The organism is Bradyrhizobium sp., from assembly GCF_035652035.1.
Lineage (GTDB): Bacteria > Pseudomonadota > Alphaproteobacteria > Rhizobiales > Xanthobacteraceae > Bradyrhizobium.
This window is the reverse complement of record NZ_DASREO010000028.1, coordinates 1-12,092: the sequence shown is the minus strand read 5'-3', so window position 1 is coordinate 12,092 and position 12,092 is coordinate 1. Positions and strand designations below refer to the sequence as shown.

Genomic DNA, 12,092 nt, shown 5'->3' with positions numbered 1-12,092 from the left:
CACGGTGCGGCCGGCATTATGGGTCAGCGTGACGCTGTCGCGCCTGGCGCGCGGCGAAAAGCCGCCGGCGATCGCGACCGCGCTCTCGACGCTCATGTTCGGCACGTAAGGATATTGGCCGGGCGCTGCGACCTCGCCGAGAATGAAGAACGGCCGGTAGGTTTCGACTTCGACGGCAACCGACGGCTCGCGGATATAGCCATTGCGAAGCCGGGCGGCGATGTCGGCGGCAAGGCCCGCCGGCGTCTTGCGCTGCGCAGGCACAGCGCCAATCAAAGGCATGGTGATCGCGCCGCCGGCATCGATCGCATAGGTATTGGTGAGGCCTTCCTGGCCATAGACGACGACGCGCAGCTTGTCGCCGGCATCGAGGTGATAGGGTGCATCATGCGCGGAAGGCGCGGGCGCTGCTGCATAAGCGTTTGCCGCCGGTGTCGCCGCATAAGCATTGCGCGGGGAATTATCAAAGCTGGCGTGAACCGCCGCGCCGCCAGAATTGGCCGACGCTGTCTGATAAGACCGTGCCGGATAGGGCGAATAAGCGGGAGACGGCTGGCCGTAAGCCATCGCGTCGAGGTCGCTGCGCGGCGCTGATGCCACCGGATAGGTCGTCTGCATGCAGCCTGCGAGCGCAAGTGCAGCAAACGAGCAGCCTATGGGGGCGCGAACGCCTCGCATCTGAGAACTCACGGTCAAATTCTTGATTCCGATTAAGGACTTTCATGGTTAACAAAACATGACCAGCGCGGCTGCGGAAGCCGCCAAAGGCGCGAAATTAACCCAGCGGCAACCTTAATGGCGTGTAATCGCGCCACATCCGTAGAGTCGTGGCGTCCCGCGGGAGTTGAGCGATGCGTTTAGCGTTCTGGCGTTCGGGTAAAGCGCGGACGGTGCCGTCCGCCCCCAAAGTCGCGCCAGCCGCGCCTCGGCCATTGGCCGGCCCGGTGGGTGAACTGGATTTCGTGGCAATCGGCCAGGCGATCTCGCGCAAGCGTGGCTGGATTATCGTTCCAACCTTGCTTGCAGCCGTGCTGTCGGTCGCGGCCGTGAACGTGATCACCCCGCGATACAAATCCGAGGTGCGGATACTGATCGACGGACGCGAGAACGTCTTCCTGCGGCCCACTGGCGAGCGGAACGACGATCGCAACTCGCTCGATGCCGAAGCCGTCACCAGCCAGGTGCAGCTCCTGCTGTCGCGCGAGCTCGCGCGCGACGTCATCAAGAAGAACAAGCTCGCGGAATTGCCGGAATTCGATCCCGTGCTGCGCGGTTTCTCCCCGCTGAAATCGCTGCTCGCCTTGATCGGGATTGGCCGTGACCCGATCTCGCTGACGCCGGAAGAGCGGGTGCTGGATGCCTACTACGAACGCCTGGCCGCTTACGCCGTCGACAAATCGCGCGTCATCGTCATCGAGTTTCAGTCGCGCGATCCTGACCTTGCTGCCCGCGTCGCCAATTCCATCGCCGACGGTTACCTCGTGCTTCAGCAGGATGCGCGGCGGGATCAGGCGCGGTCGGCCGGACAATGGCTGGCAGGCGAGATCGAAAGCCTGCGCAAGAAGGTGGCGGATGCGGAATCCCGTGTCGAGGATTTCAGGTCCAAGTCGAGCCTGTTCGTCGGCACCAACAACACCACGCTCTCCAATCAGCAGATGGGTGAGCTGAATACGCAGCTGAACAATGCGCGTGCACTCAAGTCCGACGCCGAATCCAAGGCGCGGCTGATCCGCGAAATGCTTCAGAGCGGAAAACCGATTGAAGCCTCCGAGGTCTTGAACTCGGAATTGATCCGCCGCTTGAGCGAACAACGCGTGACGCTGCGGGCGCAGCTGGCCGAACAGTCGTCGACGCTGCTCGACAATCACCCGCGGATCAAGGAACTCAAGGCTCAGCTCGCCGATCTCGATCGGCAGATTCGCGACGAAGCCAGCAAGATTTCGCGTTCGCTCGATAACGACGCGCGCATTGCCGGTGGAAGGGTCGATAATCTGAGCGCGGGTCTCGATCAAGTGAAGAAGCAGGCGAGTGCGACCAATAGTCAGGACGTCCAGGCTCGGGCCCTTGAGCGCGAGGCCAAGGCTCAGCGCGATCTCCTGGAGTCCTACCTCGCAAAGTATCGCGAGGCGACCACGCGAGAGAATATCGAGGCCGCGCCTGCCGACGGCCGGATCATCTCCCGGGCCAGCGTGTCGAACAGCCCGGCCTATCCGAAGAAACTGCCGATCGTATTGCTGGCGACGCTCGCCACCTTGATGCTGTCGACCGGAACGATCGTGACCGGCGAGCTTCTGCGCATGACCATTCCACGTGCCGCCGCGTTCGGGTCAGCCCCGGTTCCCATGCGCGAATCTGCGATGGAGGTCGCCGCCAGCCCCGTCGACCCCGGCATTGTCGAGCCCAAGTTGATCGAGCCTCATCCCATCGCGCCTAAACTCGCCATCGAGCCTGTCGCGGTTCCGCTTGCGCCCGAAATCGAACCCGAATTCGGCGAAGTGGAACAGCTTGCAGACAGGCTGCTTGGCGCGGGCAGCGCGGCGCGGAAGGTGACCTTTCTCGGCGCAGCCTCGAGCCAGAGCATTACCCTGACGGCGCTGACGATTGCGCGGCTGATCGCTCGCAGCGCCAAGGTCGTTGTCGTGGATCTCGCTGCGGCCTCGCCAACCATTTCTGCTGTTTCCGCCGATCCGAACGCGCCGGGATTGGCTGAGCTGATGCGCGGTGAAGCCTCGTTCACGCAGGTGATTACCAAGGATCGGCTGTCGCGTGCGCATCTCGTCAGCGCGGGACGGCCCGGTTTCGATCGTTCCCTGTTGCAATCGCCGCGGCTGACACTCGCGATCGATGCACTGCTCAAGGTCTATGACCACGTCCTGCTCGACGCGGGCAGCGCATCGGATTTGCCGGCCGAGCTCTTGACGTCGCAAGCGCGCGCGGTGGTGGTGCCGGATGCCTCCATGACCGCTGACGCCCGCAACACAATGTGCGAACAGCTGAGGGCAGTTGGATTCGGCGAGGTGACCATGCTGAACGAGCCGGTCCTGCCGTCGGACGCAATCGATCCGAGCCTGCGGGTCGTCGCGGCTTGATTGCTCTACGGAGCGAAGATGGTTGTCAGCGCGACACGTGCCGCATTCTTTGTGCAAGCCGCAAGAGCGCCGGACTGCGTTTGACAAGACGCTTGGTACGATTGGCAGCCGATAAAACTGCGGCGACAGCCGCGCCGCGAGCGCTCAGCGGAACGAAGCAGTCGAAGATCGGATCGTTTGCCTTGCAAAACAGCTTCTTGTAGCTGTCCGACCCGACCCCGAGGTCCAGGGAACGATAACCTCGCTCAGCGTAGTGATCGACGATGTGACGGATCAGAATGAGCCCGGGGCTGAAGCGCGAGCTTGCCGAGACGGTATAGGTGTTGAACATCATCGAGAAGCGCTGGCCGTCGGCGACGCCGGCAAAGATTGCAATCACTTCGCTGTCGCTTTCGAGCGCATGCATCTCGATCGCGCGGCCGCCGCCGGTGAGCGGTGTCATGCAGGCAGCTCGAACGAAATCCTCAACGCCCGGCTCGGCAAAGACGTTGGGGAGCTTCTGCTCCGCCATTCGCTGCGGCTTGATCCGGAAAAAGGCGTCAAGCAGACGCTGGATATCGCGGTCGGCGGTGGCGACGAAATAGCGATAGCCCGGCAATGCCTTCAGCTTGTTTTCCTTGGCCTTGAGGCGCCGGCGGAGGGAATGACTGACCCGCCCTGAGGCAGGGGCGTCCGGTGCGAACGTCATCACCGGACAGTCGTTGGTGGAGGTCTGGTGCGGCAGCAAGGCCATCGGATTCGGCAGACCATGCCAGGCGAGGGGTTGCTGCTGGAAAGCCGCAACATCGGCTCCAGACTGCTCGCGAATGGCGGCAAAGACAACTTCGAGATCGGCGCGGGAAGCAACCTCGGCAAACTCGCGATTCCACAGTCCCATGTTGAACGTGGCATGCTTGCCGCCCATGAATTGAGCGATGCGAGCACCCCAAATCTGCCTGATCGCGAGCGGCAGCAGCAGTAAGGGAACGCGATCGTGGTCGTAGGCGACGACAACGAGCGGCTGAAGACCCTCGCGCACTCCGACTGCCTGTTGCCACGGGCGAAGGAAGTCAAAGCGCTGATACGGGGTAGAAAGGTGCTGTTGGTCTTCCAGACTTCGCCAGAGCGTCTCGGACTGGCCAAAGTCATCAAATATATCGACGGCTGAGATGCGGCTTGAGTTCGACCGAGCCGATGCGTCTGCCGTCCGGCTTTCGATCGCGGCAGCCATGGTCATCGCAAATACCTGTCGGCAACGCCTGATTTGAGGGATTACTTAACGTTTTGCTTCAACCGACCTTTGCAAAGAAGTGTCAACAAAGGGTAATGACAGCAGGACCTCCGTGAGGCGGTAATTCGGCTGGACGGACGATTTGGGAAATCCCGGGTCGCATCTTTAAATGGCGTGCTGAAAGGCGAGACGTTGTCATCCAGACTTCTGACAAGCCTCCAGCTGGAACTCGCTTATTTCGGCGGTCATGCATGGTTCAAACGGAGAGGCGCGGGCGCTATCCTGCGCTTCGAACGTATCCGGCCCCGGCGGGCGGGGCGATTTCAGCCGCTACGGTCGCACGAAATCACGCCGGCTTTTCTCGACCGCGCGATCCGGGCGCTGAAACGCTGGAAGTATGATATCATTTCGATCGATGAGGTCTGCCGCCGCGCCGTCACGCTCGCGGCGCCGCACCGGTTTGTCTGCCTGACATTTGACGGCAGTTACAAGGACGTCATCACGTCTGCCTATCCGGTGCTGTCGCGGCACCGCGTTCCCTTCACCGTCTATGTGCCGACGGCCTTTCCCGACGGGATCGGTGAGGCCTGGTGGCTTGCGCTCGAGCAGGTGATCGCAAAGGAGCGACGCATCAGCCTGGTGATGGGCCGCAAGGAAAGGCATTTCGATGTCGCAGGCACCGCCGAGAAGTACGAACTCTACGACTACCTGTCGCACTGGCTGCGTTCGCTCGAGGCGGCAGAGCTTTCGGCGTCCATCAAGGACCTCTGCACGCGATACGCAGTCGATCTCGCCAGTCTGTCGCGCGAGGCTGCGCTCGACTGGGATGACCTCACGAAACTTGCGGCCGACCCGCTGGTGACGCTTGGCGCCGCCACGGTCAACTTTCCCGTGCTGTCGAATATGAAAGACGCCGCCGCATTCAAGCAAATGACCATGGGGAAGGCGGTCATGGAGGCGGCGCTGCGGCGCGACGTCAAGCATTTCGCCTATCCGTTCGGTGATCGACAATCATGGAAACGCAAGCACATGGCCATGGCGGAGGAGGCCGGGTTCGCCAGCGCGGTCTCGACCATTCCCGGTGTCATTGAGCCGGCAGGGCACACGCCGCTGCTCGCGCTTCCCAGAATAACCTGGGACGGAAGGTTGAGCTCGCGGCGGGCCATGCGCGTGATCCTGTCCGGCGCCACATTGCCTTAGGCGACGCAGTGATCAGGAAGGATCCGGCCGCGACATCCAGCTCACGATCGGCATCGCCGGCAACACCCAGCCCATGCCCGCCACGATATAGAAGACCGCCTGCAATACACCCGAATTCGCCAGCCACGGCATCTGCGCGACAGCCATTCCCATCAGCGACCACACCGCCGCCAGCACCAGCAGGGCGACGGTTCCAAGCAGTTTTCGGGTACGTATTTTCATGACGGGTCAGGCGGTTCGGTCGCGAATGCGTGCTTTGCGCGCGGGAAGGCGCGGACTATAAGGTGCGCGAAACTTCGATCAAGTGTGTCGCCGATGGCTTTTTCCGCATCCCAAACCCCGGATATCCGCCCCGTCCGCGCGTGGCTGATTGCGGTCGCCGTGCTCATCGCCGCCATGGTACTGGTTGGTGGCGCCACACGCCTGACCGAGTCCGGACTATCGATCGTGGAATGGAAGCCGGTCACCGGAGCCATGCCGCCACTTAATCAGGCCGAATGGATGCAGGCCTTTGAAGGCTACAAGAGCATTCCGCAATACCGCCAGATGAATGCGGGCATGTCGCTCGACGAATTCAAGACCATCTACTGGTGGGAGTGGAGCCATCGGCTGCTCGGGCGGGTGATCGGCGCAGCCTACCTGCTGCCGTTTCTTTACTTTCTGTGGCGCGGTGGTCTCGGCTCGGAGCTGAAGCGGCGGTTGTGGGGGATTTTTGCACTCGGCGCGCTGCAAGGCGCGGTCGGGTGGTGGATGGTCGCCTCCGGGCTGTCAGAGCGGGTCGAAGTTTCGCAATATCGTCTTGCGACGCATCTGGTGCTGGCGCTGTTCATCTTTGCCGGCATCGTCTGGACACTGCGACGGCTTAGGGAACCAGCACCTTTGGGCGCGCCGCCGCGGCTGAAACTTACCGCGATCGTCCTCCTGGCTCTGACCTTCGTTCAGCTCTATCTCGGCGCGCTGGTGGCGGGCCTTCGCGCCGGCAAGATTTTCAACACTTGGCCCGATATTGACGGCGGGTTCATTCCGGCGGCCGCACGGCTGTTCTTCGACGCGCCGTGGTGGCGCAACCTGTTCGAAAACACGCTGACGGTGCAGTTCGAGCACCGCATGTTGGCCTACACGCTCTTTGTCCTCGCGGTGTTGCACGCCATCGGCGCGGCTCGCTCGCGCGTTGATCGATCGGTGCTGGACGGCGCGTTATGGCTGCTCGGCGTCGTGACCTTGCAGGCGACGCTTGGCATCCTTACGCTGCTCAATCAGGCGCCGATGGATCTCGCGCTCACCCATCAGGCGGTCGCGATCGTCGTGCTGACGCTCGCAGTGTTGCAGGCGGAACGTTTGACGCGGATTCAGCGTGAGCCGGTCGCGCAAGGCATCGGCGAGCCTGTCACGCTCACGCGCTAGCTAACAGTAGCCGAGCACGCCGCAGGCATAGGGCAGGCGGAAGCGGTAGTTGATATTCTCGCCGCCGTAGTACGGACCGGTATATTCATACGAATGCGTTGAGCCGTAGTAGCCGGGAAGCGTGGCTGACCCGAGCAGGATCGGTGTATGCGGCGGGAAGGCGATGTAAGGAAACGCTTCCGAGGGCGTGAAGAGAAGATCGGAGTCCTTCTCGACGGCCGTTATGCGGCCGTGCCGGGGTTCCTTGCCATAGACGAAAACGCGCGCGCCTGATCCGGGCATATCGGCGGCGAAAGCCGGAGCGAATGCCAAAATCGCAGCCGTTGCCAACAAAAGCCCGCGCAACATGGTTCCACTCCGAATCATCATCAGATAATTGAAGCACCTTTGCGCGGAGCGAGTGTTAACGCGTTTTCGAATTTCACGCTTCAGGCCGCAGCGCCTGATCGAGGTCGGCGATCAGGTCTTCCTTGTCCTCGATCCCGATCGACAGTCGCACCACGTCGGGCGCCGCGCCCGATTTGACCTTGGCGGCATCGTCGAGCTGGCTGTGCGTCGTCGAGGCCGGGTGGATAACCAGCGAGCGGGTGTCGCCGACATTGGCAAGATGCGAGAACAATTTCAGGCGCGAGACCAGATCGACGCCGGCATCATAGCCGCCCTTGAGGCTGAAGGTGAACACGGCGCCTGCGCCCTTGGGCGCATATTTCCGGGCGAGGTTGTGGTATTTGTCGCCGCTCAATCCGGCATAGTTGACGGTAGACACCGCCGGATGGACAGCGAGCCATTCGGCGATGGCCTTCGCGTTCTCGCAATGCTTTTGCATGCGCAGTGGCAGCGTCTCGATTCCGGTCAGGATCAGAAACGAATTGAACGGCGAGATCGCAGGCCCCAGATCGCGCAAACCGAGCACGCGGCAGGCGATCGCAAAGGCGAAGTTGCCGAACGTCTCCTGAATCTTGATGCCGTGATATTCCGGCCTGGGCTCGCTCAGCATCGGATATTTGTTGTCCTTCGACCAGTCGAAGGTGCCGGCATCGACGATAATGCCGCCGATCGAGTTGCCATGGCCGCCGAGAAATTTGGTCAGGGAGTGCACGACGATATCGGCGCCGTGATCGATCGGGCGGATCAAGTAAGGCGTCGCCAGCGTATTGTCGACGATCAGGGGAACGCCGGCCTTGCGAGCGATCGCCGCAATCGCTTCGATATCGGTGATCGTGCCGCCGGGATTGGCGATCGACTCGATGAAGATCGCCTTGGTGTGCGGCGTCACGGCGCGCTCAAAGCTTTCAATGTCGTCGGGATCGGCCCACGCCACGTTCCAGCCGAAGCTTTTAAAGGCATGGGTGAACTGGTTGATCGAGCCGCCATAGAGCTTGCGCGCCGCGATGAACTCGTCGCCCGGCCTGAGCAGCATCTGGAAAACCACGACCTGCGCGGCATGGCCGGAGGCGGTCGCAAGCGCTGCGGTGCCGCCTTCAAGCGCGGCGACGCGCTCTTCCAGCACGGCCTGCGTCGGGTTGCCGATCCGGGTGTAGATATTTCCGAACGACTGCAAGCCGAACAGCGAAGCCGCGTGGTCTGCGTCGTTGAACACAAAGGACGTGGTTTGATAGATGGGCGTTGCCCGCGCGCCGGTGGTCGGATCGGGCTGCGCGCCCGCATGCACGGCAAGGGTGGAAAAGCCGGGGGGACGATCGCTCATTGGTGTTTCCTGCCTCATATCATCAAACAATTCTGGTGTCCCGGTTCTGACATTCGTATCGTATCGCAGCGGGCACTTTTGCGAATGTCAGAACCAAAGGGACACCGGCAAATACTGGTTCTCTAGTGTGGCTTTGACTCTGGCGTTCCTTCGAAGAACTCGCGGCGGCACTGAAAGGAACGTCAGAGTCGCCACACTAGCCATGCTGAAGTCGCCCGGCTTTGGCGTCAAGGTATCGAAGCCACTCGCAGCCGATTTTGGAACGGTCTGGCAGCTTCGCCGCCGCATGCGCAAGGATTGTGTTGTCTGCAATCAAGTGAGATCGGTTCTGTTTTTCGAAGCTCGGTCGGCCGCGGCGGTCGTGCCGCCGCCGACGCTGGTACGCCCGAGCGACAGCCGCATGCCTTGCGTGGGCATCGGCGCGCGCTTGGAGCTCAAGGTGCGTGAATTCACGCCCATCCAGGAGATTTCCGACGACAGCCGGCCATATTCGATTTTCGGACAGCGATTCATCACCACTTTCATGCCGGCTGCTTCTGCTTTCTCCGCTGCGACATCATCGCGCGCGCCAAGCTGCATCCAGATCACCTTCGGCAAGGGCGTCATTTTCAACGCGTCGTCGACCGCGGGCATGATGTTGCTCGAGTTGCGGAAGATATCGACCATGTCGACGGGCCGACCGATGTCGAGCAGCGATGCGACGAATGGTTTTCCCAGCAGGGTCTTGCCGACGTGACCGGGATTGACCGGGATCATGTCGTAGCCGCGCTGCGCCAGATATTTGAAGGCAAAATAGCTCGGCCGCACATTGGCCGGCGAGGCGCCGACCATCGCAATCGATTTCACGCCGTTGAGGATTCCGCGGATGTAGTCGTCGTCGTAGTTGTCGTGGTTCATCTATCCTGCCACTTCGGCTCGCGTTTCTCGATGAAGGCGCCAATGCCTTCTTCGGCGTCGCGGGCCATCATGTTCTCGGTCATCACTTCCGCTGCATAACGATAGGCATCCGCAAGGCTCATTTCGGCCTGACGGTAGAACGCGGTCTTGCCGACCTTGATCGTATAGGCGGATTTACTAGCGACCTTTTGCGCGAGCGTGATCGCCGCGTCCCGTTCGGTCCCGGCGGGCACGACCCGATTGACGAGCCCGACGTCGCGTGCGGTCGCGGCTGAAATCGGCTCGCCGGTCAGCAGCATTTCCATCGCCTGCTTGCGCGGAACATTGCGCGAGAGTGCGACCATCGGCGTCGAACAAAAAAGACCGATATCGACGCCGGGCGTCGCAAAGCCCGCCGCCTCAGATGCAACCGCCAGATCGCAACTTGCAACCAGTTGGCAGCCTGCGGCAGTGGCAATGCCCTGAACTGCGGCGACCACCGGCTTCGGCAAATGGACGATCGCTTGCATCATCGTGCTGCAGGCCGTCATGACTTCGGCGAAATAGGCGCGGCCGCGATCGGGATCGCTCCGCCGTGCCGTCAATTCTTTCATGTCATGCCCGGCGGAAAATGCCTTGCCGTTCGCGGCGATGACCACGGCGCGCACCGATGCGTCGTCGTGGATGTGCCGCAATTCTGCGGTGAGCGCAGCGATCAATCCTTCGGAGAGGCTGTTGCGCGCGTCGGGGCGATTGAGCGTCAGAACCGCGATGTTGCCGACGTGCTCACGCAACAGGATCTGATGTTGTGAAACGGGGGCGCGTGCGGTTTGGCTGGTCATCGGCAAAGTCACTAGCTCGTAAGCTGATGGGCTGACATATCTAATGTAAGAAGCAGGACGTGGCGAGGGCAGGGGCAAGCATGACGATTGCGAAAATGACGGTACCGGAGCTGGAGAAGTTCCTGCGAGCGGAGTTTCCCCAAGCCTTCAGCGGCAATGACATTCTGATCGAGGAGGCCGATGGCGCCTCTTGCCGGCTCCGCCAGCGCTATAGCGAGCAGATGCTGCGGCCGGGAGGCACGGTTTCCGGCCCCACGCTGATGGCGCTTGCCGATTTCGCCATGTACGTCGTGCTGCTGTCGGCGATCGGCCCGGTGGGCCTCGCGGTCACCACGAATCTGAACATCAACTTCCTGCGCAAGGGCGTGCCGGGACACGATGTGCTCGCCGCGGCGCGGATCTTGAAGCTCGGCAAGCGGCTCGCGGTCGGCGAAGTGAGCCTGATGTCGGCGGCGTCACCTGAGGTCATCGCGCATGTGACGGCAACCTATTCCATTCCGGTTGCTGATGGATTCCAGAGGTAATATAAAACCATATTTGTAAGCCATTGTTTTTACGAGAGTTATATCTTCAGTTTGACATTGACGCCGGCGCAAGACGTCTCTAGAAACTCGCCCAGTCTGGCGCACCTCACTGTGCGCCTTTCCCTTTTTCACGGATTGCTCACATGAAAACGTTTTCGGCAAAGCCCGCCGAGGTGACGAAGAAATGGGTGCTGATCGACGCCAAGGGTCTGGTCGTCGGCCGCCTCGCTTCGCTCGTTGCCATGCGCCTGCGCGGCAAACACCTCCCGACCTACACGCCGCATGTCGATTGCGGCGACCACGTCATCATCATCAACGCCGCGCATGCCGTGCTGACCGGCCGCAAGCGTGAGCAGAAGACCTATTACAAGCACACCGGTTATGTCGGTCACGTCAAGGAACATACCGCGCGCCAGATCCTCGAGGGCCGTTTCCCCGAGCGTGTCATCGAGAAAGCCGTTGAACGCATGATCCCGCGTGGTCCGCTCGGCCGTGTCCAGATGGGCAACCTGCGCGTCTATCCTGGCACCGAGCATCCGCACGAAGCTCAGCAGCCCGAGACGGTCGATATTGCCAAGATGAATCGCAAGAACATGAGGGCCGCATAAGATGGCTGATACCGTGCAGTCGCTCGACCAGTTGTCGCAGCTCAAGCCGGCCGCTCCCGAAGCGCCGAAATACGTCAAGAAGGTCGACAAATACGGCCGCGCCTATGCCACCGGCAAGCGCAAGGACGCGGTCGCCCGCGTCTGGGTCAAGCCCGGCTCCGGCAAGGTGACCGTCAATACCCGTGAAGTCGAGGTTTACTTCGCGCGGCCCGTGCTGCGAATGATGATCCAGCAACCGCTGATCGCCGCCGCCCGCGCCGGCCAGTATGACGTGATCTGCACCGTGACCGGCGGCGGCCTTTCGGGCCAGGCCGGTGCGGTCCGCCACGGCATCTCCAAGGCTCTCACCAATTTCGAGCCGGAGCTGCGCAGCGTGCTGAAGAAGGGCGGTTTCCTCACCCGCGACAGCCGCGTGGTCGAGCGCAAGAAGTACGGCCGCGCCAAGGCGCGACGCAGCTTCCAGTTCTCGAAGCGCTGACGCGCGGCGACACTCTCGCTGCCGCGAAGGGCGCTTCGGGTTCTCCGAAGCGCCCTTTTCGTTTTGGCTGTAGGCTTGGAGGCGACCATGGCGCCCAGGGTGTTCATCGACGGCGAGGCCGGCACGACGGGCCTCGAGATCCGCGAGCGGCTG

General features: G+C 61.8%; 13 protein-coding genes. 6 read left to right on the top strand and 7 right to left on the bottom strand.

What is annotated here, in order from left to right; all coding sequences use genetic code 11:
- Positions 1 to 678 (bottom strand): polysaccharide biosynthesis/export family protein (locus tag VFB05_RS10370; RefSeq protein WP_325011839.1); only part of this gene is annotated, 678 nt, incomplete at its 3' end.
- A 173-nt stretch (positions 679 to 851) separates the two neighbouring features.
- Between VFB05_RS10370 and VFB05_RS10365 the strand changes: the two genes are divergently transcribed.
- Positions 852 to 3,089, top strand: coding sequence for an exopolysaccharide transport family protein (locus tag VFB05_RS10365; RefSeq protein ID WP_325011836.1), 2,238 nt, complete (start codon positions 852 to 854; stop codon positions 3,087 to 3,089).
- A gap of 25 nt (positions 3,090 to 3,114) precedes the next feature.
- Here the strand turns inward: VFB05_RS10365 and VFB05_RS10360 are convergent, their stop codons facing one another.
- Positions 3,115 to 4,305, bottom strand: coding sequence for a GNAT family N-acetyltransferase (locus tag VFB05_RS10360; RefSeq protein WP_325011834.1), 1,191 nt, complete (start codon positions 4,303 to 4,305; stop codon positions 3,115 to 3,117).
- 186 nt (positions 4,306 to 4,491) lie between these two features.
- On the opposite strand from VFB05_RS10360, the gene VFB05_RS10355 reads away from it, so the two are divergent.
- On the top strand, positions 4,492 to 5,499 hold the full coding sequence (locus VFB05_RS10355) for a polysaccharide deacetylase family protein (RefSeq protein ID WP_325011832.1): 1,008 nt from the start codon (positions 4,492 to 4,494) through the stop codon (positions 5,497 to 5,499).
- Between the two features lie 12 nt (positions 5,500 to 5,511).
- Here the strand turns inward: VFB05_RS10355 and VFB05_RS10350 are convergent, their stop codons facing one another.
- Positions 5,512 to 5,721, bottom strand: coding sequence for a DUF2842 domain-containing protein (locus VFB05_RS10350; protein WP_325011830.1), 210 nt, complete (start codon positions 5,719 to 5,721; stop codon positions 5,512 to 5,514).
- A 93-nt stretch (positions 5,722 to 5,814) separates the two neighbouring features.
- On the opposite strand from VFB05_RS10350, the gene VFB05_RS10345 reads away from it, so the two are divergent.
- The gene (locus VFB05_RS10345) at positions 5,815 to 6,903 is read left to right on the top strand and encodes a COX15/CtaA family protein (protein WP_325011828.1); all 1,089 of its coding nucleotides are present in this window, start codon (positions 5,815 to 5,817) and stop codon (positions 6,901 to 6,903) included.
- On the opposite strand, the gene VFB05_RS10340 is transcribed toward VFB05_RS10345, so the two are convergent.
- The 4 genes from VFB05_RS10340 to VFB05_RS10325 all read right to left on the bottom strand — a co-directional run bounded on the left by VFB05_RS10340 (position 6,904) and on the right by VFB05_RS10325 (position 10,329).
- Positions 6,904 to 7,251, bottom strand: a complete 348-nt coding sequence (locus tag VFB05_RS10340) for a hypothetical protein (RefSeq protein WP_325011825.1) — start codon at positions 7,249 to 7,251, stop codon at positions 6,904 to 6,906.
- 73 nt (positions 7,252 to 7,324) lie between these two features.
- On the bottom strand, positions 7,325 to 8,611 hold the full coding sequence (locus tag VFB05_RS10335; RefSeq protein WP_325011823.1) for an O-acetylhomoserine aminocarboxypropyltransferase: 1,287 nt from the start codon (positions 8,609 to 8,611) through the stop codon (positions 7,325 to 7,327).
- Positions 8,612 to 8,923: 312 nt separating this feature from the next.
- Positions 8,924 to 9,508, bottom strand: coding sequence for a CoA-binding protein (locus VFB05_RS10330; RefSeq protein ID WP_325011821.1), 585 nt, complete (start codon positions 9,506 to 9,508; stop codon positions 8,924 to 8,926).
- Entirely contained in the window at positions 9,505 to 10,329 is an 825-nt protein-coding gene (locus VFB05_RS10325) for an enoyl-CoA hydratase (RefSeq protein ID WP_325011819.1), read from the bottom strand. Before VFB05_RS10325 ends, VFB05_RS10330 begins: the two co-directional genes overlap by 4 nt.
- Positions 10,330 to 10,409: 80 nt before the next feature.
- On the opposite strand from VFB05_RS10325, the gene VFB05_RS10320 reads away from it, so the two are divergent.
- The 3 genes from VFB05_RS10320 (at position 10,410) to rpsI (ending at position 11,939) form a co-directional block, all read left to right on the top strand.
- Positions 10,410 to 10,853: a PaaI family thioesterase gene (locus tag VFB05_RS10320; RefSeq protein ID WP_325011817.1), complete on the top strand. Its 444-nt coding sequence runs from the start codon at positions 10,410 to 10,412 to the stop codon at positions 10,851 to 10,853.
- 143 nt (positions 10,854 to 10,996) lie between these two features.
- Positions 10,997 to 11,461 carry a 50S ribosomal protein L13 gene (rplM, locus tag VFB05_RS10315; RefSeq protein ID WP_325011814.1) on the top strand — a complete coding sequence of 155 codons (465 nt, stop codon included), beginning with the start codon at positions 10,997 to 10,999 and terminating at the stop codon, positions 11,459 to 11,461.
- Between the two features lies 1 nt (position 11,462).
- Entirely contained in the window at positions 11,463 to 11,939 is a 477-nt protein-coding gene (gene rpsI / locus VFB05_RS10310) for a 30S ribosomal protein S9 (protein ID WP_325011812.1), read from the top strand.
- Positions 11,940 to 12,092: the final 153 nt, after the last annotated feature.